This window comes from Pontivivens insulae, assembly GCF_900302495.1.
Classification (GTDB): Bacteria; Pseudomonadota; Alphaproteobacteria; order Rhodobacterales; family Rhodobacteraceae; genus Pontivivens; species Pontivivens insulae.
In genome coordinates this window covers 483,646-506,425 of record NZ_OMKW01000002.1, presented here as the reverse complement: position 1 = coordinate 506,425, position 22,780 = coordinate 483,646, and the positions used below count along the sequence as shown (strand labels likewise).

The window sequence follows — 22,780 nt, the reverse complement described above, 5'->3', positions numbered from 1 at the left end:
GCAGGTCGTCAGACCTGCATGATCTCTTCCTGCTTGGTTTCCAGAGCGGAGTCGATCTTGCTGATATGGGCCTTCGTGATCTCTTCGATCTCGTCGGCATAGACCTTCTGGTCGTCTTCAGCCATGCCTGCGGCCTTGGCCTTCTTGATCTGATCCATACCGTCGCGGCGGACGTTGCGGACCGCGACGCGGGCATTTTCCGCATATTGTCCCGCAACCTTGGTCAGATCCCGGCGACGCTCCTCGTTCAACTCGGGGATCGGCAGGCGCAGCGTCGTGCCGTCCATCACCGGATTGATGCCGAGGCCGGAATTGCGGATCGCCTTTTCAACAGCGCCAACCATGCCCTTGTCCCAAACCGAGACTGTGACCATGCGCGGCTCGGGCACATTGACCGTCGCCACCTGATTGATCGGCATCATGGAGCCATAGGCCTCAACCTCCACTACGTCGAGCATCGAGCCGGAGGCCCGCCCCGTCCGAAGGCTGGCGAAATCGCCCTTCAGGCTGCTCAGCGCGCCATCCATGCGTTTGGCCAGCGCGTCGGTGTCAATATCAAGCTCGTCGGACATATGCTCGGTCCCTCTAATTCCTGTGCCGCCGCGCGTCGGGGCGCGGTTTCGCGTCTATATAGCGCGATTGGCGGTCACTGCGTCACTTTGGTGAATTTTCCCTTGCCACTCAAGACCCCGGACAGGCCGTCGGGCGCGCCTAAGGAAAAAACAATGATTGGCAATTTGTTGTCGCGGGCCAGCGCAATGGCACTGGCGTCCATGACTTTGAGGTTCTTGGCCAGAACCTCGTCATAGGTCACGGTGTCATATCGGACGGCATCCGGGTTGGTCTTGGGGTCGCTGTCATAGACACCGTCAACCTGCGTGCCCTTGAAGATCGCTTCGCACTTCATCTCGTTCGCGCGCAGCGTGGCCGCCGTGTCGGTCGTGAAATACGGGTTGCCCGTCCCCGCGGCAAAGATGCAGACCCGCTTTTTCTCCAGATGGCGGACGGCACGGCGGCGAATATAGGGCTCACAAACCTGATCCATCGGAATGGCGGAGATCACACGCGTGTTGATCTTGAGCGCCTCAAGCGCCGATTGCATGGCCAGCGCATTCATCACCGTGGCCAACATGCCCATATAGTCCGCCGTGGTCCGCTCCATCCCCTGGGCAGAACCGGAAAGGCCGCGAAAGATGTTGCCGCCGCCGATGACCATGCAGACCTCGACACCCATCGCATGGAGGCCCTGCACCTGCTTGGCGACACGCTCAACAGTCGGAGGATGCAGGCCAAAGCCCTGATCGCCCATCAACGCCTCCCCCGAAATCTTGAGCATCACGCGGGAATAGGCAGGCGTCGGCGCAGCGTCAGACATGGGCGAGTCTCCAATATTCGGGTTGCGCGGACACTGCCCCAGATCGCGTTTACCTTCAACGGGCGATATAGCGGTCCAGCCGGTGATTGACCGTCAAAAACAGATTGAGCACCACCGCCCCGATGATCGACCACAGCATCGCGCCCCAGGGCAGGACGAGCAAACCCGAGCTGAGGATCATCAGGTCGAGCACCAGTTGCACCAGTCCCGGCCGCCAGCCGAGCCGGTCTTGCAGGAAAAGTGCCAGGATACCGACCCCGCCCAGGCTCGCGCGGTGCCGGAACAACCCCAAAAGTCCAAAGCCAACAGCAATCCCGCCCGCAATAGCGGCATAAGCAGGCGCAATATCAGCCACGGCGAGCCAATCTGCCTGAAAGGACAGCAGCACCGACAACAGCGTGATCGCGGCAAAGGTCTTGAGAGTGAAGGCCCAGCCCATTCGCAGGATCGCAAGGCCATAGAAGGGCAGATTGAGCAACCAGAACACGATCCCCGCATCCCACGCGCTTGCATAGCTGATGATCAGCGCCAGTCCGGCCATGCCTGCCGTGACCAGCCCCGCCCCCTGATAAAGCGCAAGCCCCAGCGCCGTGATCACCACCCCGGCCCCGATCCCCTGCGCATCCTCCAGCGGAGAATGATGCGTCGCCGTCGCCTTCCAATCCTCGAAGCGCCGACGAAGCTGAGCGGATTCATTGTTGCGGTGCAATATAGGCATGAAGGAGATGTCGGGCGGAATAGGCGGAGGTCAAGTTGTCTTGGAACTTGTCAGGCAATCTGTTCAATCCGGGACATCTGGCAAAGAGGCGAGTTGGCAACGAAATTCTCGATTGCAATCTTCATGTGCTCAAAAGATGGGCCGTAAAAATAAAGGCCGGTTTCCCGTGCACCCTGCCAGTAACCCATCATTGCATAATCGTCGCCCATGAGCGCCCCGCAGCGCCGTATTAGTTCATTCACATCTGAAGTCTCGTAAACCTCTGTGGGCAAATCCACCCCATTCAGGAAGAGACCTAAGCCCTCCAATGTGCCGAACTGTTTACCATCCTCGCTTTTCTCAACGAACAGCTTTGATCCCTTCGGAACTCCAATGGCCTCAAGCTCCTCGATAATGGCTGTCAGTGTTTCTTCCGAGGCATCGCGAGCAAAAATTTCAACATCAACAAAGGCAATTCCGTGCGGTTCGTCCATCAATTGCGTTCCACCGCCGCTTACTGCGCCAAGTCCCCGCGCTTCGAGTCGATTATGAAGGGGATCCTCATAGAAATCACCTCGGTCAATGGGTTGCGTCTTTGAATTCAAGCGAGCAATCAGGACTACACCAGCGTTGGAAGGCGCACTTTCATCGCCACCAGTGTGTTTTCTAGCACTAAACATCCAAGTTCCTTTTCCCACGGATCAAGTTTGAAGAGAAACACTGGCCCGCATTCATTAACAACAAATATTTCAATATTTGCGTCCAACAGAAAACGCCGCCCCGGATGCTTCCGAGGCGGCGTTTCCTTGTGGTGCGTCTTGCGCGTGTGGGCTTAGCCGCCCATGGTCTTTGCGACTTCGGCTGCGAAGTCTTCTTCGACCTTTTCGATGCCTTCGCCGACTTCAACACGGGCGAAGCCGGTGATGGTGATGCCTGCTTCTTTCGCGGCTTCACCAACGGTCAGATCGGGGTTCATCACGAATTTCTGGTTCACCAGCGTGACTTCCTCGAAATACTTCTTCATGCGGCCAACGATCATCTTCTCGATGACCTGCTCGGGCTTGCCGGACTCGCGGGCCTGATCGGTCAGAACCTGCTTTTCACGCTCAACCAGCGCCGGGTCCAGATCGCCTTCGTTCAGGGAGGCCGGGTTGGTTGCAGCGACGTGCATCGCAACCTGCTTGCCGAAATCCGCATTGTCGCCGTCAAACGCCACGATCACGCCGATCTTGCCCATGCCGTCGACAACAGCGCCGTGCACGTAGGACGCAACGCCCTCACCGGTGACTTTGGACATGCGGCGCAGGCCCATGTTCTCACCAATGGTGCCGACTTTTTCCTGAATGACAGCGGCGACGGACTTGCCGCCCATATCCGCGTCAGCCAGCGCTTCGGTGCTGTCCACACCCATCGCGACGCCCGCGATGTCGCCGACCATCTGCTGGAACTCGGCATTACGGGCAACGAAATCAGTCTCGGAGTTCACCTCGACTGCAACGGCAACGCCGCCCTCTGCCTTCACAGCGACGAGGCCCTCTGCCGCGGTGCGGCCCGACTTCTTGGCCGCTTTCGCAAGACCTTTGGTGCGCAGCCAATCAACCGCGGCTTCCATGTCGCCATCGGTTTCGGTCAGCGCTTTTTTCGCGTCCATCATGCCTGCGCCGGTGCTGTCGCGCAGTTCTTTCACCTGCTTTGCGGTGATTGCCATGTCGTCTCTCCTACAACGGAAAATTCATGTAGCGGAAATTCGTGCGCCCCCGACCTAAAGCGAGGGCGCAAACCATATGTGACAGTCAGAGGGTCGCTTATTCAGCGACGGCTTCCTCAACCATGCCCTCTTCCATCTCACCCAGGTCGACGCCTGCCGCACCCAGCTGCTCGGACATGCCGTCCAGAGCCGCGCGGGCGATCAGGTCGCAGTAAAGCGCGATGGCGCGGGCCGCATCGTCGTTGCCCGGGATCGGGTAGTCGATGCCTTCGGGGTTGGAGTTGGAATCGAGAACCGCAATCACCGGAATGCCCAGCTTCTTGGCTTCTGCAATCGCCAGCGCCTCTTTGTTCGTGTCGATCACGAAGATCAGGTCCGGAACACCGCCCATGTCGCGGATGCCGCCCAGGGACGCGGTGAGCTTGGACTGCTCACGGTCGAGCTGCAAACGCTCTTTCTTGGTAAAGCCGTCCGCACCTTCGCCCAGCTGCTCATCAAGCGACTTCATGCGGTTGATGGAGTTGGAGACCGTCTTCCAGTTGGTGAGCGTGCCGCCCAGCCAACGGTGGTTCATGTAGTACTGCGCGCACATCTCTGCCGCATCTGCGACGGGCTTTTGCGCCTGACGCTTCGTGCCGACGAAGAGGATGCGGCCGCCTTTTGCAACGGTCTGCTGCACGACGTTCAGCGCTGCGTCCAGCAGCGGAACGGTCTGCGTCAGGTCGAGGATGTGGATGCCGTTGCGGTCACCATAGATGTACTGGCCCATACGCGGGTTCCAGCGGTGCTTCTGGTGGCCAAAGTGCACGCCAGCTTCCAGCAGCTGACGCAGAGTGAACTCGGGAAGAGCCATCTGATATTCCTTTTCCGGTTTCGCCTCGGCAAGGGTGAGGGACCATCTGGCCCAACCGGTGGATGAATTGGGATGTCTCCCCAATGCACCCGCCCCCGCCTGCGGGATTAAGTGCGGGTGCCTTAGACGCGTTTGGCCGGGGATGCAAGCCCGTGACCTGTGTGCATTCGCACTGGCCTGAATTCTGGCGGGACGATAGCGTTGCCAGCGGCCAATCCCAATGGCGTCATTCAGTTGTTTCCGCCGGAGCTTCCGTTCATGCGCATCTTCGTCATCGTCTTTCTATGCTGGGCCGGCCTTGCATCCGCACAGGGGTTCCCCCCGCCCTATAGCAGCACCGTTAATGATTTTGCAGACCTGCTGCCCGATCCGGTTGAGAGCCGCATATCCAGCCGTTTGGCGCGGTTAAAGAACGAGAGCGGAGTAGAAATGACGGTCGCGACGTTGCGCAGCAGATCCGGGACCGCGCGGGAGGTCACGCTAGAGCAATTTGCGACCGCGCTCTTCGATAGCTGGGGGATCGGAGACAGATCACGCAATGATGGTGTCCTGCTTCTGATCTTGGTTGCGGAGCGTGAGGTTCGCATCGAACTCGGCGCGGCTTATGGCCAGGATTGGAACAGTTTCGCGGAACAGGTAGTCGAAGAAACGCTGGTGCCCTGGCTGCGTGAGGATGATTTCACCACCGGGATCGACCTTGGCACTTCGGATATCATCACGCGGATTGTGCAGCCTTACCTCGAAGGTGCCAGCCCGCCGGAAAACGACAGCATGAGTTTTTCCGACAAAGTGTTTCTGGCCCTCGCAGTCTTGGCTGGGGCTGTGGGGCTGTTCGCGGGAAAAATTCGTCAATGGCTGATCGCTCGCCGGGCGTGCCCACAATGCGGCAAGCGCACCCTGAATGTCAGCAGCCGCGTTCTTCGCCCCGCCTCGCTCGGTCAAAGCGGCGAAGGGATTGATCTGATCACCTGCACAAGCTGCGATCACCGGGCCGAGACCAAATATGTCATCCCTGCCCAGCGACCGACCAAGGCACAGGGCGGCGGGCGCTTTGGCGGCGGGCGCAGTGGTGGTGGTGGTGCGTCAGGGCGGTTCTGATGGGCCTGACTGGGGCAGCCAAGCCCCTACCATCCGGTCGCAAACATGATAAACCCAGGCCAACGCCCCCGATCAAGGCCACGGCATGCTCGACATCTTCCTCAAGATCATCCCCTTCTTTGCGCTGATCGGACTGGGGTATGGGGCGGCGGCCACCCGCTTTTTCGCAGCCGAGGCCGCGATTGCACTGACACGATTTGTCTTTTTCTTCGCCCTGTCGGCGATGATCTTCAACTTCACCGCGACACTGGAATTTGCCCAGGTGGCGAATGTGCCGTTCTTGATGGCCTATCTGATCCCGTCCCTCGCGCTGTGGGTCGTGGCAACGATCATTGCCATCGCCCGAAAGCAATCAGCAGGCGTCGCCGCGGTCGAGGCGCAATGCGCCGTCATCGGAAATGTGGGTTTTCTGGGTATCCCGATGCTTGTCAGCCTGTTCGGAGAGCGTGCCGCCCTGCCCGTCATCATGGTTCTCTGCGTGGATCTCATCATTTTCGGTTCGCTGATCGTTGCCGTGATCACCGGCAGCCGGTCGCGTCTCGGCGTCGGCACGATTGCGACCATCGCAAAGGGCCTGTTGTCCAACCCGATGATCATGGCTATCGTCGCAGGCCTGCTCTGGTCCGCCTATGGGCAGGACTTGCCACCGCCAGCGGCAGAGTTCCTGACGATCCTGGGGTCCGCTGCGACGCCTTGTGCCCTCTTCGCAATCGGAGCGTCACTCGCCGGTAAGTCCGCGGAGCGGGCCTCTGTGGCACTTTGGATTTCCTCGCTGAAATTGGTGGTGCATCCCGTGCTCGTCGGTATCTCCGCCCTGTGGCTCTTCGATCTCGACCCCTTCAACGCGATGATCATGATCTGTGCCGCGGCCATGCCGGTTGCGGGTAACATCTATATCGTCGCCCAACACTACAACACCGCGCCCCAACGGGCGTCTTCCGCGATCCTCTTTTCCACCGCTCTCAGCATTGGCACGCTGACCTATGTGATCGGCTGGGTGCAATGAGTGTGATCTGCGCGGGCGCGGCCCTTTGGGATGTCATTGCCGTGGCTCCAAAACCGGCACCACGGGGCGCGGATCAGGCGGGCTCCGTCATCCGGAGACCGGGCGGGGTTGCCTGCAATATCGCACTCGCGCTGCGCTGCGAACTGGTCGCGGTGATCGGCAATGATCCGGACGGACAGGCACTGTCCGCAGCGATCGGCCTGCCGGGATTGATCGTCGCCAACGGGGCGACCGACAACTACATCGCCGTGGAAGACCCCTCTGGCCTGGTCGCAGCCATCGCCAGCTGCGACCTGTTGGAGCGGGAGGCCCACCGGGTCATCGACCGCATCGCGGGTGAGCATACGCCCGTCATTCTCGACGGAAACCTGCCAGGCGCCGCGCTCGCCCGACTGACCGCGAACATGCCCGCCGACCTGCGGCTTGTGCCCGCAAGCCCGTCCAAGACGGCACGGCTGCACCCGCTGATCGCAGCCGGGGCTGCGCTCTACTGCAATCAGATTGAAGGTCAGGCAATGACGGGCCACGCCGACCCGGCGGATGCCGCACGGGCGCTCTGCGCACAGGGTGCCGCCTTTGCCATTGTCACGGACGGCCCACGCCCGGCGAGCTTCTGCCGGGACAGCACTGTCCTGACCCAGATGCCCCCACCCGCCCAAGGCCAGATCACCGGCGCGGGCGATGCGTTCGTGGCCGGACATGTCCGCGCCTCTCTCTCTGGCGCATCGGATGCGGACGCGCTATCAGCCGCCCTTCAATCCGCCGCCGACCATATCAACGGAATATCCTCATGACCGCGCCCCTTGCCTTCTCTGCCGAAGTCAGCGCAGCCCGCGCCGCAGGCACCCCGATCGTCGCGCTGGAATCGACCATCATCACCCATGGTATGCCCTGGCCGCAGAACCGCGACACCGCGCAAGAGGTTGAGCAGACCATCCGCGATGCGGGCGCCACTCCAGCCACAATCGCCATCATGGGCGGCAAGATCCATATCGGGCTAGAGGCTGCCGAGCTCGATAATCTTGCGCAGGCAAATAACGTCATGAAGCTCTCCCGCGCCGATCTGGCCGCCGCACTCGCAACCGGCGCGACCGGGGCCACAACGGTCGCAGCGACTATGATCTGTGCCAATCTGGCCGGGATCGGCGTCTTCGCCACAGGTGGCATTGGAGGCGTACATCGTGGCGCCGAGGAAAGTTTCGACATCTCCGCAGACCTGCGCGAATTGTCCGAAACGCCTGTCACCGTTGTCGCAGCCGGGGCGAAGGCGATCCTGGACCTGCCAAAGACCATGGAAGTGCTTGAAACACTTGGCGTTCCTGTCATCGGGTACCAGACAGACCGCCTGCCCGCCTTCTGGTCTGCCACCTCTGAAATCGCGGTTCCGCTCCGCATGGACACCGCCGACGACATCGCGACGGCCCATCGCATGCGGGCCACCCTCGGCCTGCCCGGCGGACAACTCATCGCCAATCCCATTCCCACCTCGGCAGAAATCGCTTCGGCCGAAATAATGCCCATCGTCGCGCAGGCTTTGGCCGAGGCGCAGGATCAGGGCATCGCCGCAAAGGCCGTCACCCCCTTCCTTCTGGGTCGCATCTTCGAACTGACGGATGGACGGTCGCTGACGGCGAATATCGCGCTGGTCAAAAACAATGCGCGCCTTGCCGCCGACATCGCTCGTGCCCTCTGACCCGATCCTCATCGCGGGCCCGACCGCCAGCGGAAAGAGCGCCCTCGCCCTCGCCCTGGCCCAGCGTGACAACGGCATCATCATCAATGCCGACGCACTTCAAGTCTATTCGGGGTGGCGCGTCCTGACCGCACGCCCCAGCCCGGCGGATGAGGTCACGGCCCCGCACGCGCTCTATGGTCATGTGGCCAATCACGAAAGCTATTCAACCGGGCACTGGCTGCGTGATCTGCGCGCCCAACTCCGGCGCGCCCGGCATGCAGGACATAGGCCCATCATCATCGGCGGCACAGGCCTGAATTTTGCCGCGGCAACAGACGGGCTGGCCGACATTCCACCAACACCGCCCAGTGTTCGCACCGCCGCCGATGCTCTGGGCGCCGAGGGGATGCGGGCCGACCTGTTGCGAGAGGATTCAGCCACGCTCGCCCGGATCGACACAGCCAACCCGATGCGCATTCAGCGCGCGTGGGAGGTGTTGCGCACAACCGGTCGCCCCCTTGCAGACTGGCAGGACGAGACGCCGGCACCCGATCTGCCGCTAGAGCGAACGGTGCCAATCCTGCTGCGTCCCGATGTCAATTGGCTCAACGACAGGATCGCCCGTCGCTTTGACCTGATGCTGGCGGAAGGCGCGCTGGAAGAAGCCGCGGCCAACCGGACCGGCTCGACGCCGGGCCGTCCCTCGTCCCGCGCCTTGGGCGCACCAGAGCTGATCGCCTACCTCAAGGGTGAAATGACGCTCGAAACGGCCGCAGAACGGACGATTACGGCGACGCGCCAATATGCAAAGCGGCAGCGCACGTGGTTTCGCAGTCGCATGTCCGCATGGACGGCACTGGACCCGGCTGAGCCGGTTGAGGCGCTCTGCGCCCAGGTCCCGCGCTGAACTTCTTCTTGGCGAAAATATCCTCGCCGAAGGCTAGGCCCTCTCAAACACTCCGTCCGCCCGCAGCGGCTCATTGGTCGTGACAAGGCCGCGCGCCACCAGGTCGAGCAGATGGGCCAACACGTTGCGCGCTGCCGCCGGATGCAGCGCGGGATTCACATCGGCGTAAATCTCCGGCACGATCTGATCAATCCGGCGCGGGCGCGCCTGCAAAGCGTCAAGGATCTGCACCTCCCGCCCCCGCCTGTGCGCAATTTGCCGCGCAACCAGCGTGTCCGGGTCCTCCACCGGCGCGCCATGACCGGGCAGGAAACGGGCAAACCCTTGCCCCTGAACCTTTTGAAGCGATGCCATGAAGGCGGTCAGATCTCCGTCCGGCGGGGACACAAGTGTTGTCGCCCATCCCATCACATGATCGCCAGAGAACAACAGGTCGCTCCCCTCCAGCGCGAAGCACAGATGATCGCTCATGTGACCGGGGGTATGAAGCACTCTCAGCCGCGTGCCACCCATGGTGAACAGCTCCCCATCCGCCAGCATGACATCCGGGGCAAAAGCCGTATCGACGCCTTCGCCCCCGCCCAGATGCGCACCACTATCGGCCAAAGCCTGCATCTGATCTGAGCGCCCCGCCCCGGCAGGTCCGTAAGCGTGCACGGGCACACCCAGATCTGCGGAAAGGCTGCGCGCCAGCGGTGAGTGATCGAGATGCGCATGGGTCACGAGGATGGCCGCGATCTGCTCACCTGTCGCCAGCGCCCCCTCAATAGCAGCCCGGTGCTCTGCCAATTCCGGTCCCGGGTCGATCAGAACAAGATCGCCCCCATCACCGATCAGGTAGGATTGCGTGCCCGTATAGGTCATCGGCCCGCCATTCGGTGCCGTGATCCGGCGCACGCCGTCTGCCACCCGTGTCATCATCGCACTTGCCCTCCTGCCCCCGCACCAATACCGCTAGGGGCATGTTGGACTTTTCTTGGCTCAAAAAATACACGCCGCGCAACCTTTTGGGCCGCGCCTTGCTCATCCTGTTCGTGCCTGTGGTCGGCATTCAGATCGTCACGGCCGCCGTTTTTATCAATCGCCACGTCGAAGGTGTGACCGCGCAGATGACACAGTCGGTCGGGGCAGAGCTGAACTACGCGATCCAGATCATCACCCGCGAACCGGATGAAGACGCCCGGCAACGGCAGATGGAAACCATCAGTGCGCTTCTCGGCCTGACGATCTTTCTGGACGAAGACGGCACGGTTGAGCCGGGGGCAGAGTTGCGCAGCTTTGACATCTCCGGTCGCGCCCTTGTGGAAACCTTGCAGGACAGCATCGACCGCCCGATGTTCGTCGACATGACCGCCATCGACAAAATCGTACTGGTCGAGGTTGCAACCCCCGCCGGGGTCGTGTCCGCCCTCATCCCCCGCCGCCGGGTCATTGCCAGCAACCCACACCAGCTCGTCCTTTGGATCGTCTTTGCAGCAGCTATTTTTGCAACAATTTCAACACTCTTCTTGCGCAATCAGATCCGCCCGATCCGCGAATTGGCCCACGCGTCTGAGGCATTCGGCAAAGGCCGATCCGTGAAATTCAAGCCGCGCGGCGCCGAAGAGGTGCGCCGCGCGGGCAACGCCTTCCTTGCCATGCGCACAAGGATTGAGCGGCAGATCGGGCAGCGCACGTCTATGCTGTCCGGGGTCAGCCACGACCTGCGCACGCCGCTTACACGCATGCGCCTTGCCATCTCTCTCGCCGATCCGAGCCCCGAGATGGAGGAGCTCGCCCATGATGTGCAGGAGATGGAGCGGATGCTCGACGGTTTTCTGGCCTTTGCGCGCGGTGAGGGCGCAGAACCCACCCGCCTGACCGACCCGATCGAGCTTGCGCGCACGCAAGTCACCAACACGCGGCGCGCCGGAACCTCGATCAGCCTGACCGTGCAAAGCTCCACCCCGGATGAGCCGGAGGTACAGCTGCGCCAGACGGCAATCGGCCGCGCGTTGGCCAACCTGATCTCCAACGCGGCGCGCTACGGCGACACCGTACGGGTCAGCGTCGCCCTCGACCGCCTGACTCTGACATTTACGGTAGAAGATGACGGCGTCGGCATTCCCGAGGCTGATCGCGAAACGGCGTTAAAGCCCTTCACCCGGCTCGATGTCGCGCGAAATCAGGATAGCGGTGGATCCGTCGGACTGGGCCTTTCCATCGCGGCGGATGTTGCGCGCAGCCATGGCGGCACACTGACATTGAGCGAAAGCCCACAGATGGGCGGTCTGATGGCGACCTTGCGCATTCCGCGCTGATCAGATCGGAAAATCGAGCGTAACCTCAACACCTTGCAGGCGGGTGTCCTGTTGAAGGGATCCGTCCAAGGCCAGCGCCGATTGGCGCAGCAGAACCGATCCAAACCCGCCATCCTGGGCCGCAGCAATCGCTCCCGGATCAAGGGTCCGGTTTGCCAACACCTCCCTCCAGATCAGCCGCGCCCGGTCCCCCGGCTCACGCAGCAGCGAGATATCGAGCGTCCCGCCATCTTGCGCCAACGCGCCGTATTTCGCCGCATTGGTCGCCAGCTCATACAGCATCATGGCAAGGGCCGAGGTCTGGCGCGCATCAAGCGTGACCTGATCGGACACGTCGATCACAATCTCTGTAACGCCGCCCTCGCGGTTCCATGCGGCCACCGCGGCCTCCACTATTCTACGCGCCGGAATGGCCTGTGCTGTGCCCTGAGACGAGGAATATTCCATCGTCAACGCATGGGCGTCGGACAGGGCAAAAACCTGACTGCGCAGCACATCGGCAAAGGAGGCCACATCGTGGGTGCGCGACTTTGCCATTCGGATGAGCGCTGCAATCATCGCGAAGATGTTCTTCACCCGGTGGTTCATCTCCCGCGCCATCAGGGCGAGTTGTTCTTCCTGCGCCTTCCGGTCGGTGATGTCCCAATTCAGGCCCAGCATGCGTTGCGGTGTTCCATCCGCATCGCGCGCCGTGATCCGTCCCTGTCCACCCAGCCACCGGATCTTTCCGTCCGGGTGGATCACACGCCATTCCGCCTGATAATCCACGTCCTGTTCGATCGCACGGGTGATCGCGGCATCCACATGGGGAATATCCTCAGGATGAATGATGGCAAAGAAATCATCCACGGTCTGCTGCCCGACCAAGGGCATCCCGTAAAGCTCCCGCAGCTTTGCCTCGCTTTCCACGATCCCGGTATCCATGTGCCAATCGAAACTGGCCATCTTTCCCGCGCGCAAGGCCAGTTGCGCGCGCACAGCATCGCTGACCTCAGCCTTTGCATCCATCACAGGCGGCGCAGTGGTCAGGGACGTATCAGCATGCATGGGTCAGTTCCTTCACGAGCAGGTCTTCATCGGCGGCTTTTGTCAGCGCGCGCGCGCCCGGATAGCGGGTCAACAAATCTGTCCGCTCCGCATGGCCGGAATGAAAGACGATTGGCACACCCTCGGCATACAGACGATCGGCTAGGTCATAGACCTCCCCATCGGCGAGTTGCACATCGAGAATTGCGCCGGAGATTTTGCCCGGATCAACGTGATCCGTCCGTCCGATATGGGTGACGGCGATCACGGTCGCGCCCTCTTCCTCAAGCACCATCTCAAGGTTGAGCGCGATCAACGGCTCATCCTCGGCCAGAAGGATTGTTTGTCCCGCAAGGGCATTGGGCATGAGGTTGGACCTTAGGTTCTGCATGTACCCTAGCAACCATACCGCACCTTTCAGAAATGTTAATCGCATAAAAAGAGAGGGAAAAATCCAAGCGGATTTTCCCCTCCAAGTCGTCGTATTCAGGCTCTTAACGGTGATTGAACTGCCCGGTTTCTCCCTGCGGCCTGATACGGAAGGGGCGACCCGAAGGCCGCCCCCAATTCCTTAGCTGCAACCCGACGTGCCGCCGCAGGTGTTGCACTTCATGCAAGTGCCGTTGCGCACCAGGGTAAAGTTGCCGCACTCACCGCACGGATCGCCCTCATAACCCTGCATCTTGGCCTTGGTCCGCGCATCCATCGCCGTGGCAATGGCGGTCGAGGCCTGCGGCTGTTGCGCCGGGGTAGCGACCGTATCGGCCAGGCCGCCGGACAGCACTGTCAGTTCCTGCGGCAGACGCTTGCGCAGATAGCCGGTGGAGGAGATCTGGCGGATCATCTCGATCGAGCTGGCCGCCGTATCCTCATCCGTACCCTTAACGTTGGACACGCCCTCTTCCACACCGCGACCCAGATCAGCAAAGGCTTCGCCCTGCGGCTTCACATGGGCAAGATCGGTCCGATCAAGGTAGCTGACCGCCAGCTCGCGGAAGATGTAGTCGAGGATCGACGTCGCATTCTTGATCGAGTCGTTGCCCTGCACCATGCCCGCAGGCTCGAAGCGGGTGAAGGTGAACGCCTCAACGAACTCTTCAAGCGGTACCCCATATTGCAGGCCGACCGACACGGCGATGGCGAAATTGTTCATCATCGCGCGGAAAGCGGCCCCTTCCTTGTGCATGTCGATGAAGATCTCGCCCAGCGAGCCATCCTGATACTCGCCTGTGCGCAGATAGACCTTGTGCCCGCCGACGATGGCCTTCTGGGTATAGCCCTTCCGGCGCTCAGGCAGTTTCTCACGGCCCTTGGCGATTTCCTGCACCACGATCTTCTCTACGATCTTCTCCGCAAGGATCGTGGCCTTCTCACCCGCCGGGGCGTCGATCAGCGCCTCTTCCAAATCATCCTCGTCCTCATCCACCAGTGCTGCGGAGAGTGGCTGGGACAGCTTGGAGCCGTCACGGTAGAGCGCGTTGGCCTTCACACCCAGCGAGTGGGACAGCTCGTAGGCCGCCAGACAGTCTTCGATATTCGCATCATTGGGCATGTTGATCGTCTTGGAGATCGCACCCGAAATGAAGCTCTGCGCGGCCGCCATCATGGTGATGTGACTATCGACCGACAGGTAACGCTTGCCGATCTTGCCGCACGGGTTGGCGCAATCGAAGATGCCGTAATGCTCTTCCTTCAGATGCGGCGCACTCTCCAGCGTCATCGTGCCACAAACGTGGTTGTTGGCCGCTTCGATCTGCGCCTTTGAAAAGCCCAGATGCTTGAGCAGATCGAAGGACGGATCGCTCAGTTTCGCTTCAGGAATGCCCAGGGTGCCGGTGCAGAAATCCGCGCCCAATGTCCACTGGTTGAAGACGAAGCGAATGTCGAACGCGGTGGCAAGTGCGGCCTCAACCTTCGCGATCTCCTCTTCGCCGAAGCCGTGGCCGATCAGTGAGGTATGGTTGATCGCTGGCGCATTGCCGATGGAGCCGTGGCCGACCGCGTAGGAGACGATCTCCTCAATCTGCGCGGGGCCGTAGCCCTGCTTGGTCAGCGCCGCAGGCACCGACTGGTTGATGATCTTGAAGTAACCGCCACCGGCCAGCTTCTTGAACTTCACCAGCGCGAAGTCCGGCTCAATGCCCGTCGTGTCACAATCCATGACGAGGCCAATCGTACCGGTGGGCGCGATCACAGAAACCTGTGCGTTGCGGAAACCGTTCTTCTCACCCTCGGCCAGCGCCTCATCCCACGCGGCATGCGCCATGTTGATGAGCCGTCCATCTGGGCAGTTCTCATGGTCGAGCGGGACCGGGGCGACGGCGAGGCCTTCATAGCCAGACGTCTCTCCATATGCCGCACGGCGGTGGTTGCGGATGACGCGCAGCATGTGCTCGGCATTCTTGGAATAGCCCGGGAAGGCCCCCTGCTCACCCGCCATCTCGGCCGAGGTCGCATAGCTCACACCCGTCAGGATAGCGGTCAACGCGCCACACAGCGCACGGCCCTCATCGCTGTCATAGGAATAGCCCATGTTCATCAAGAGGCCGCCAATGTTGGCATAACCCAGACCGAGCGTACGGAACTCGTAAGACCGCTTGGCAATCGCCTCTGACGGGAATTGTGCCATCAGAACAGACACTTCCAGAACGACCGTCCACAGACGGGTCGCGTGGACATAGCCCTCCACGTCAAACTCACCATCATGCAGGAAGGTCAGCAGGTTCATCGAGGCGAGGTTACACGCCGTGTCGTCGAGGAACATGTATTCCGAGCATGGGTTGGAGCCGCGGATCTCGCCATCCTCCGGGCACGTGTGCCAGGAATTGATGGTATCGTGGAACTGGATGCCGGGATCGGCGCAGGCCCACGCCGCGTGACCGATCTGATCCCACAGCTCGCGCGCAGAGACCGTTTTTGCCACCGCGCCGTCGGTGCGTCGGATCAACTCCCAATCCGCGTCATTCTTCACGGCCTCAAGGAAACCGTCGGTGACACGCACGGAGTTGTTGGAATTCTGGCCCGCAACCGTGTTGTAGGCTTCGGAGTCCCAATCGGTGTCATAGGTCGGGAATTCGATAGAGGCATAGCCCTGCGCCGCATAATCGAGCACGCGCTTGACGTAAGTCTCTGGGATTGCAACTTTCTTTGCGCCCTTGATGGCAGCTTTCAGGCTGTCATTCTTCTTGGGATCAAAGGCATCGCCCTCTTTCCCGTCCCACGCGCGGATGGCCGCGAAGATCTCGTTGAGCTTCTGCTCATGCATCTTGGAGCCGGCGACGAGGGAGGCGACCTTCTGCTCTTCCTTCACCTTCCAATTGATGAATTCTTCAATGTCGGGGTGATCCATGTCGCAGATCACCATCTTGGCCGCCCGACGCGTCGTGCCACCCGATTTGATCGCCCCCGCCGCGCGATCACCGATCTTGAGGAAGGACATCAGGCCCGACGACTTGCCACCGCCGCCCAGCGGCTCATTGGCGGCGCGCAGGGATGAGAAGTTAGTCCCCGTGCCGGAGCCGTACTTGAACAGACGCGCCTCACGGGTCCACAGATCCATGATCCCGCCCTCGTTCACCAGATCGTCGGAGACGGACTGGATGAAGCAGGCATGGGGCTGCGGGTGCTCATATGAAGAAGCCGAGCGGGTCAGCTTGCCCGTCTCGAAATCGACATAGAAGTGACCCTGCGACGGCCCGTCGATGCCATAGGCCCAGTGCAGGCCGGTGTTGAACCACTGCGGCGAGTTTGGCGCCGACATTTGGGCAGCAAGCATGTAGCGCATCTCATCATAGAAGGTCTGCGCATCAGCCTCAGTGGTGAAGTAACCACCTTTCCAACCCCAATAGGTCCAGGCGCCTGCAAGACGGTCAAAGACTTGCTTTGCCGTCGTCTCACCGCCGATCCGCTGATCCTCGGGCAGCTTCTTGAGTGCGGACTCGTCTGCAACCGAACGCCACAGGAAAGACGGAACGCCCTTTTCTTTCACGCGCTTCAGCCGCGCTGGCACACCCGCCTTGCGGAAATACTTCTGGGCAAGAACATCCGAGGCGACCTGCGACCACGTCGCTGGAACCTCAACATTTTCCAGCGCGAACACGATAGAACCATCCGGGTTTCTGATCTCGCTCGACGTGGTGCGGAATTCCAAAGAGGCGTAGGCGTCTTCATTGGCTGTGGTGAACCGGCGTTCGATTTTCATAGCGTTACTTCCTCGTCCGCTTTGAACAAGCACGCAAAAGGCCGACCGCTAAATACGGTGTCAGGCCGCTTACGCGATGCCCCCAAGTAATGTTGTATTATCTGCCCTGATCAGCCGGTTGGTGATGCCTGCGCCGCATCTTGTGTCCGCCTGTCTTCGGGGCACAACATGGCGCTGAACTCACACTTCCGTCAACGGAAAATTTACGCCGAAATCTAGATATTGCGGGTTGAAATCTCAAAGCCCCACAAGCGCTGGTATTAACCTTTGAGTCGGGACAAATTCGTCCAAAACTTTAACTCGCCCAGATTTAGCCATATTTCGCGACAACTTACCCAAATTATCTAATGTTGCCCTAAGGATCGTGCTTCGCACCTGCACACAGATTGCGCGCCCGCGTAACCGACGTGCACGTCACGTCACCTACCACATGTAGTGTTCAACATGTCGCACGATTCTGCTGCGGCTCTGGGTTCGGATATGCAAATCAGATTCGCTCAGCCACTGATATGGGCGCTGACTTGCTCGATGGCTTCGACAAACCCATCGACACTCTCTTCATCCAACGCCTCCAGCATTGCCGTCGCGTTGCGCAGGTCTTGCCGTTCAATCGCCGCGACCACCTCCTGTCCTGCGTCCGTCAGGTGCAATAACCGCGCCCGGCCGTCATCGGGATCAGCGCGGCGTTCGATCAGGCCCCGCTTCTCCAATGCGGACGTCGCACTTGAAATCGTTGTCTTCGGCGCCCCCAGTGCCTTCAAAAGTACCGTGGGGCGCTGATCACCCTCGCGCGCCAAAAAGCGCAGCATATGAAAATAGAGTGGATTGAAAGGAAGCAGCCCTTCCGCAGGCGCGCCCTTTCGTCCTGCCACGAGCAAGGCACCAATGATCCCGCTGATCGCTGCCGCCAACCGCGCATTCTTGTCCGACCGGTCTGTTGACACCGAACCTGCCTCTTCCCATTTAGTCCGAAGTTCGTACAAAAATGGAGACCACCGCAATGCGCCCTCTCATCCTGTCCGCCTTTCTCATTCTCGCAGCCTGCGCGCCCACCGCGCCCCCGGCCACACCGCCGGAGCCTACACCGCCGCCCGCCCCCGCGACAGAGGGCTTGATCGAGATCGACCTGGTCGAAACCTACCCCCTGTCCCGCGCCGACTTGCGCACCTTCATGGAAGAGAACCCGATCACCGCTTTCTTCGAGCCGTCCGACGACATCGCACCCGTCATTGGTCTTGAAATTCTGTCCGGCACATGGCCGGAACCCGGCACCGTGCGCCGCGTCGCCCTCGCCGACGGGCACTATGTGATCGAGCGCATCCTTGAAAACGAACCCGCCCTCTTCCGCTACCAAATCTGGGTTTTCACAAACGATGTTGGGCGCGGGGTGGAGCAAATCATCGGCACCCAGCGTTTTGTAGAGGTGGATGAGAGCACCACCCGTTTGGAATGGACCTATGCGCTCAAGCCACGCAACGCGCTGACCCGCTTCTTCGTAAACCGGCAGGTGCCTGCCGTCCGGGCCTATCTTCAATCCGGCATTGACGGGATGCGGGCGGCGCTGTCCGAACAATGACCCGCGGGGCGGTGCGGTCCATCCGCACCGCCCAATGCATTGATTGCGACACCACGTGTCGTGTTTCCTTTCGACGCCCCCGCCGGTCGCCCTCAAAGTTGACGGATCACCAGGACCAAAGGAGGACGCCATGCTCGACCTTGCCTCACTCGCCGCTGACCTTGCCGCCGTTCGCCAGCCGGTGGCGCAGGCCCATGGCCTGCCCTCGGCCCTCTACACCTCCGAGGATGCACTGGATCTGGAGCGTCGCCACATCTTCCACGGCGGCTGGGCCTGTATCGGCTTCGGCAAGGACGTCCCCAATCCCGGTGACGCAAAACCCATCACCTTTTTGGGCGCGCCTCTTCTGCTTGTGCGTGACAAAGACGGCGCGTTGAACGTCTTCGAAAATGTCTGTCGGCACCGCGGCATGATCCTTGTCGAAGAAGCCCGCAATTTCGGCGGCGTCATCCGCTGCCCCTATCACTCATGGTGCTACAGCCTCGACGGTCGCTTGCGCGCGACACCCCATGTCGGCGGGCCGGGCATCAACACCCACGAAGCGGTCGATCCGGCGACGACCGGCCTCACCCCTGTGCGCACCGGCATCTGGATGGACATGGTCTTCGTAAATGTCTCCGGCAACGCCGCCGCGTTCGACGATTGGATAGCGCCCCTGCGCGCCCGCTGGTCAGATTTCGAAGGTCGCACAATCCACCACGGCGGCCCCGCGTCCTCGTTCACGTTGGAGGTCAACTGCAACTGGAAACTCGCGATCGAGAATTATTGCGAAAGCTACCACCTGCCATGGGTTCATCCCGGCCTGAACAGCTATTCCCGGCTGGAGGATCACTATCATATCGAGCATCCGGGCGAGTTTTCCGGCCAGGGCACGCTCGTCTACAATCCCCAGCTGTCACAGAATAAGGCGTTCCCTGATTTCGACGAACTGCCCGAGAAATGGGATAAGGCCGCTGAATATGTCAGCCTGTTTCCCAATGTCATGGTCGGCATCCACCGTGACCATTTCTTCGCCATCCTGCTAGAGCCTGTGGCCCACAACCGCACGATCGAGCATGTGGAACTCTATTATACCAGCGCGGAGGCCGCGACCGGAGAGGCATTCGCCGCGCTGCGAGCGAGCAACGCCAAGATGTGGAAAGAGGTCTTCGTCGAGGACATCTTCGTGGTCGAGGGCATGCAAAAGGGCCGACATGCCCCGAAATTCGACGGCGGCGTGTTCTCATCAGTGATGGACAGCCCCACCCACCTCTTCCATGATTGGGTGGCCGCCCGCCTTGGCGCGTGATCCCGCTCAGATCGACGCAGAGCTTCACGCCCTGCATGGCGGGCCCGATGCGGCCCGTCTCAGCGCATTGCATGAAGAGGCCCTGCCCCATATGCCGACAATGCAAGAGCAGCGCTTCCAGTTGACCCATGCCTGGATCTATGCGCTCGTGCACGGTGACGAGGCCCGTATCTGCAAGCTTGAACAACAGCTTACGGACCTCGGTGGTCTGTAGGAGCCTCGTATGACCCCCACCGAGATTGTCCGCGCCTTCTGGGACGCGATGGCCACAAATGATTTCGCCGCCGCGGCCCGCTGGCTCGCCGAAGATTTCGAGGGATACTGGCCCCAATCAGGGGAGATCACACGCGGTCGGGCAAATTTCGCGGCACTCAACACACACTACCCCGCCCACGGGATTTGGACGTTCGACGTGCAGCGATTGGTGGCCGACGGGCCTACGGTCGTTTCGGACGTCGCCATATCGGACGGAACCCAACATGCCCGGGCTGTGACCTTCCATGAGACCGGCAAGGGCCTGATCCTGCGGCAAACGGAATACTGGCCCGACCCGTTCGACCCGCCAGCGTGGCGCGCACATCTGGTCGAGACGAAACCGTTCTGAACTCCGGCCGGTCTTCGTTCGACGGCCAACACAGCGCCCCGACTGTACCGCTATCTGTCTGCCCCAACCCTTGGCGGGGCCGCGCATTCGCCCCCCAAGCGATTCACTGGAGCATTCTTGGCCGGGTCTCACCCAAACAGTCTGGGTTTGAGTTGCAGCAATGTCTTGTTGGTTTCTTCGCTGGCCTGCTTGCCGATGATGACCGCCGTATGAATGGCCGCCGATTGCACGCAGGCCGCGACCAATTCTGGATGCGCGGCCGCATATCCCTCGCCAAATTCGGCATCAACCGCCGTCCTTGCGGCGGCCAATTGCTCAGCCATTCGGTCCGTTGCGCTCATATCAACTCCCCCGTGTCTCGGGATCAATACGAACGCTTCGGCCCAACAAGATCACTCGTGCGGAACAGTGGCCGCAATGCTCGGCCGCTCCGCAATCTCCGCAGCCCATGCCGCAAGGCCGGGCCGACTGTCCCGCCAACCGGGCACCACCCCGCGAAAATCAATATATCCAACTGCCGCAGCCACAGCGATATGTCCCATGTCGAACGGTCCGGCGAGGTGGCTGAGCCAGAGCGCCTCCAACGCATCCAGCGCCCGCTCAACCTTCGCCCGCTGCGCGTCAATCCAGCCGTCAAACTGCTTGTCCTCTGGCCGGGTGCGCCCCTCGTAGACAATAAGGATTGAGGCATCGAGAATGCCATCGGACAGCGCCTCCAAAGTGCGCACATCCCATCCGCGCGCGCCCTCAGGATACAACTCCAACTGCCATTCCGCGTCGAGATAAGCGCAGATCACACGGCTGTCGAACAGCGCCGGGCCAGTTTCCCGAACCAGACAGGGGATCTTGCCCAATGGATTGGATCCGACTGGCAGCGTGCCCGGGTTCATCGGCGTCCCCTTCACATAGGCAAGCTCAACCGCGTCTGCCTTATCCGCCTCCTCGATCAGGATGTTCACCTTGCGGCAATAGGGCGATGTCGTACTGTCATAGAGTTTCATCGGTCAAATCCTCTCTTGCGGCGGTGGCGAGGACATCAGCGCGCCCAGTTCCACCTGCTCCATTCCATGCGATCCGCCCACAGCTGCCGCCGCCGCGTGTCGCACATCGTCATCTTTGTTCTGGCCCAGCTTCCATGTGCCCTGAACATCTTCGATCTCTAAACGCACCGGCACAATCATCCGCTCCATCCGCGTCAGCACATCCGGCGTCATCTTGCCCAGCGTCCACGCCGGTTTATCGAGCGTCGCCTCAAAATGCTCGGAGACACGCTCCAGATGCGGGCGCAGCGCGGTGGCAGGCAAAACGCTCAAGGCACCGCGCAAATGCACAGCGACATAGTTCCAGGTCGGCACCTGATCGACAACGCCATACCAATCGGGGGAGATATAGGCATCCGGCCCCGTCACCATCAGAACCGCCCGGCTCGGATGACGCAGGATCGGGTTCGAGCGCGCCAAATGCATCTCCACCCAGGTTCCGCTCTCATCCACGCGAAAGGGAATATGGGACGAGACGACCTCCCCCTCCACCGCGACGCTCAATGTGCCAAATCCCCGCTCCCGTGCGAACGTGAGGTTTCTTGCGCGCGAGACGTGGCGAAAATTCGGATTTGGATGCATGGCAAGACCCTCCTTGCCCGCACACTCTCCCTGCCCGACGATCAAATCAACGTCGCGATTGTATCGCCACGCGCGCAGGCCGCTCTAGCAATGCACGCGGGCGAAGGACAAACTCGCCGCGCAGATCAACCCTGAGCGGCGAGCCGATCCTGTACCATCGAGTCGATGCCCCTGAAAATGGCAAGGGCGGCACGTGGTACGATGTCCTCAAATCTCGGGCTGGTCGCCTCGAACTCCGGCTCGCTCATCACTTCGGCCAGATGGGCGGGCGGATGCGCCATCGGATAAACACCGGACACATGGGTGTGCAGCATCATCACGCCGCTATAGGCCTCTTGCGGGGTCCAGTCCGGTCGCGCCACGCACAACGCCTCTCCCGCAACTTGGGAGCAATCGTTCAGACGGCGCTTCACGCCGCGCAACGTATCGGCGGTGATATTATGCTCCAGCACGGTCGACATGCGGCTAATCAAAAGGCACAGCCGCGGGCGGCTCAAAAAACCCTGCGCCATATGGGCGGCAAGCTCATCCACGCTCATCGGCCCGGTGATCGACTCGCGCAACGACGTGACCACCTCTGTCACGTCGGTCAGCGCAAGCTCCAGCAGGATTTCCTCGCGGCTCTCGAAATAGCGGTAGAGGCCAGATTTCACGACGCCCGCTTCCTGCGCGATGGCATTCAGCGATGTTTCGTGAAATCCGTCTCGTTCCAGCACGACAGAGGCCGCCTCAAGAATGGCGGTCCGGCGGGCTTCTTTGTGCTCAGGAGAGCGGGCGCGTTGAAAGGTTTGGTTCATGCCCCATAATCTAGGGCGTGCGAAGGAAAGGCACAAGCCGTAACGGA

25 protein-coding genes are annotated in these 22,780 nt (G+C 61.0%); 10 read left to right on the top strand and 15 right to left on the bottom strand.

What is annotated here, in order from left to right:
• Positions 1-8 precede the first annotated feature (8 nt).
• From frr to rpsB, 6 genes are all read right to left on the bottom strand, one after another.
• A complete protein-coding gene (gene frr / locus POI8812_RS07910) occupies positions 9-572 on the bottom strand; it encodes a ribosome recycling factor (protein WP_108782011.1) in 564 nt (187 codons plus the stop codon).
• A gap of 74 nt (positions 573-646) precedes the next feature.
• The gene (gene pyrH / locus POI8812_RS07905) at positions 647-1,375 is read right to left on the bottom strand and encodes a UMP kinase (protein ID WP_108782010.1); all 729 of its coding nucleotides are present in this window, start codon (positions 1,373-1,375) and stop codon (positions 647-649) included.
• A 55-nt stretch (positions 1,376-1,430) separates the two neighbouring features.
• Positions 1,431-2,093: a YitT family protein gene (locus tag POI8812_RS07900; protein WP_108782009.1), complete on the bottom strand. Its 663-nt coding sequence runs from the start codon at positions 2,091-2,093 to the stop codon at positions 1,431-1,433.
• A 50-nt stretch (positions 2,094-2,143) separates the two neighbouring features.
• The gene (locus POI8812_RS07895; RefSeq protein ID WP_146186140.1) at positions 2,144-2,752 is read right to left on the bottom strand and encodes a hypothetical protein; all 609 of its coding nucleotides are present in this window, start codon (positions 2,750-2,752) and stop codon (positions 2,144-2,146) included.
• A gap of 152 nt (positions 2,753-2,904) precedes the next feature.
• Positions 2,905-3,780: a translation elongation factor Ts gene (tsf, locus tag POI8812_RS07890; RefSeq protein ID WP_108782007.1), complete on the bottom strand. Its 876-nt coding sequence runs from the start codon at positions 3,778-3,780 to the stop codon at positions 2,905-2,907.
• A 97-nt stretch (positions 3,781-3,877) separates the two neighbouring features.
• A complete protein-coding gene (gene rpsB, locus POI8812_RS07885; RefSeq protein WP_108782006.1) occupies positions 3,878-4,633 on the bottom strand; it encodes a 30S ribosomal protein S2 in 756 nt (251 codons plus the stop codon).
• Between the two features lie 258 nt (positions 4,634-4,891).
• Between rpsB and POI8812_RS07880 the strand changes: the two genes are divergently transcribed.
• The 5 genes from POI8812_RS07880 (at position 4,892) to miaA (ending at position 9,319) form a co-directional block, all read left to right on the top strand.
• On the top strand, positions 4,892-5,731 hold the full coding sequence (locus POI8812_RS07880) for a TPM domain-containing protein (RefSeq protein WP_146186139.1): 840 nt from the start codon (positions 4,892-4,894) through the stop codon (positions 5,729-5,731).
• Between the two features lie 85 nt (positions 5,732-5,816).
• Positions 5,817-6,737: an AEC family transporter gene (locus POI8812_RS07875; RefSeq protein WP_108782004.1), complete on the top strand. Its 921-nt coding sequence runs from the start codon at positions 5,817-5,819 to the stop codon at positions 6,735-6,737.
• On the top strand, positions 6,734-7,531 hold the full coding sequence (locus tag POI8812_RS07870) for a PfkB family carbohydrate kinase (protein WP_108782003.1): 798 nt from the start codon (positions 6,734-6,736) through the stop codon (positions 7,529-7,531). The genes POI8812_RS07875 and POI8812_RS07870 overlap by 4 nt, the downstream gene beginning before the upstream one ends.
• A complete protein-coding gene (locus tag POI8812_RS07865; RefSeq protein WP_108782002.1) occupies positions 7,528-8,430 on the top strand; it encodes a pseudouridine-5'-phosphate glycosidase in 903 nt (300 codons plus the stop codon). The genes POI8812_RS07870 and POI8812_RS07865 overlap by 4 nt, the downstream gene beginning before the upstream one ends.
• The gene (miaA, locus tag POI8812_RS07860) at positions 8,393-9,319 is read left to right on the top strand and encodes a tRNA (adenosine(37)-N6)-dimethylallyltransferase MiaA (RefSeq protein ID WP_108782001.1); all 927 of its coding nucleotides are present in this window, start codon (positions 8,393-8,395) and stop codon (positions 9,317-9,319) included. The genes POI8812_RS07865 and miaA overlap by 38 nt, the downstream gene beginning before the upstream one ends.
• A 33-nt stretch (positions 9,320-9,352) precedes the next feature.
• On the opposite strand, the gene POI8812_RS07855 is transcribed toward miaA, so the two are convergent.
• The gene (locus tag POI8812_RS07855; RefSeq protein WP_108782000.1) at positions 9,353-10,240 is read right to left on the bottom strand and encodes an MBL fold metallo-hydrolase; all 888 of its coding nucleotides are present in this window, start codon (positions 10,238-10,240) and stop codon (positions 9,353-9,355) included.
• Positions 10,241-10,281: 41 nt separating this feature from the next.
• On the opposite strand from POI8812_RS07855, the gene POI8812_RS07850 reads away from it, so the two are divergent.
• On the top strand, positions 10,282-11,619 hold the full coding sequence (locus POI8812_RS07850; protein ID WP_108781999.1) for an ATP-binding protein: 1,338 nt from the start codon (positions 10,282-10,284) through the stop codon (positions 11,617-11,619).
• Here POI8812_RS07850 and POI8812_RS07845 read toward each other — a convergent pair whose 3' ends face one another.
• From POI8812_RS07845 to POI8812_RS07830, 4 genes are all read right to left on the bottom strand, one after another.
• Complete coding sequence (locus POI8812_RS07845) at positions 11,620-12,666, bottom strand: sensor histidine kinase (protein ID WP_108781998.1); 1,047 nt, start codon at positions 12,664-12,666, stop codon at positions 11,620-11,622.
• Entirely contained in the window at positions 12,656-13,012 is a 357-nt protein-coding gene (locus POI8812_RS07840; protein WP_162844949.1) for a response regulator, read from the bottom strand. Before POI8812_RS07840 ends, POI8812_RS07845 begins: the two co-directional genes overlap by 11 nt.
• Before the next feature lie 204 nt (positions 13,013-13,216).
• Entirely contained in the window at positions 13,217-16,846 is a 3,630-nt protein-coding gene (locus POI8812_RS07835; RefSeq protein WP_108781996.1) for a vitamin B12-dependent ribonucleotide reductase, read from the bottom strand.
• A gap of 497 nt (positions 16,847-17,343) precedes the next feature.
• Positions 17,344-17,790, bottom strand: a complete 447-nt coding sequence (locus POI8812_RS07830; RefSeq protein ID WP_108781995.1) for a MarR family winged helix-turn-helix transcriptional regulator — start codon at positions 17,788-17,790, stop codon at positions 17,344-17,346.
• 56 nt (positions 17,791-17,846) lie between these two features.
• Here POI8812_RS07830 and POI8812_RS07825 point away from each other — a divergent pair, with 56 nt between their 5' ends.
• The 4 genes from POI8812_RS07825 (at position 17,847) to POI8812_RS07810 (ending at position 20,314) form a co-directional block, all read left to right on the top strand.
• On the top strand, positions 17,847-18,422 hold the full coding sequence (locus tag POI8812_RS07825) for an SRPBCC family protein (protein WP_108781994.1): 576 nt from the start codon (positions 17,847-17,849) through the stop codon (positions 18,420-18,422).
• 130 nt (positions 18,423-18,552) lie between these two features.
• The gene (locus POI8812_RS07820) at positions 18,553-19,710 is read left to right on the top strand and encodes an aromatic ring-hydroxylating oxygenase subunit alpha (protein WP_108781993.1); all 1,158 of its coding nucleotides are present in this window, start codon (positions 18,553-18,555) and stop codon (positions 19,708-19,710) included.
• On the top strand, positions 19,700-19,924 hold the full coding sequence (locus POI8812_RS07815; RefSeq protein ID WP_146186138.1) for a hypothetical protein: 225 nt from the start codon (positions 19,700-19,702) through the stop codon (positions 19,922-19,924). The genes POI8812_RS07820 and POI8812_RS07815 overlap by 11 nt, the downstream gene beginning before the upstream one ends.
• 9 nt (positions 19,925-19,933) lie before the next feature.
• Positions 19,934-20,314: a nuclear transport factor 2 family protein gene (locus POI8812_RS07810; RefSeq protein ID WP_108781991.1), complete on the top strand. Its 381-nt coding sequence runs from the start codon at positions 19,934-19,936 to the stop codon at positions 20,312-20,314.
• Between the two features lie 128 nt (positions 20,315-20,442).
• On the opposite strand, the gene POI8812_RS07805 is transcribed toward POI8812_RS07810, so the two are convergent.
• The 4 genes from POI8812_RS07805 to POI8812_RS07790 all read right to left on the bottom strand — a co-directional run bounded on the left by POI8812_RS07805 (position 20,443) and on the right by POI8812_RS07790 (position 22,733).
• Positions 20,443-20,655: a hypothetical protein gene (locus POI8812_RS07805; protein WP_116203155.1), complete on the bottom strand. Its 213-nt coding sequence runs from the start codon at positions 20,653-20,655 to the stop codon at positions 20,443-20,445.
• A gap of 51 nt (positions 20,656-20,706) precedes the next feature.
• On the bottom strand, positions 20,707-21,315 hold the full coding sequence (locus tag POI8812_RS07800) for a glutathione S-transferase (protein ID WP_108781989.1): 609 nt from the start codon (positions 21,313-21,315) through the stop codon (positions 20,707-20,709).
• A gap of 3 nt (positions 21,316-21,318) precedes the next feature.
• Positions 21,319-21,936 carry an FMN-binding negative transcriptional regulator gene (locus POI8812_RS07795; protein ID WP_108781988.1) on the bottom strand — a complete coding sequence of 206 codons (618 nt, stop codon included), beginning with the start codon at positions 21,934-21,936 and terminating at the stop codon, positions 21,319-21,321.
• 125 nt (positions 21,937-22,061) lie between these two features.
• Positions 22,062-22,733, bottom strand: a complete 672-nt coding sequence (locus POI8812_RS07790) for a TetR/AcrR family transcriptional regulator (protein ID WP_108781987.1) — start codon at positions 22,731-22,733, stop codon at positions 22,062-22,064.
• Positions 22,734-22,780: the final 47 nt, after the last annotated feature.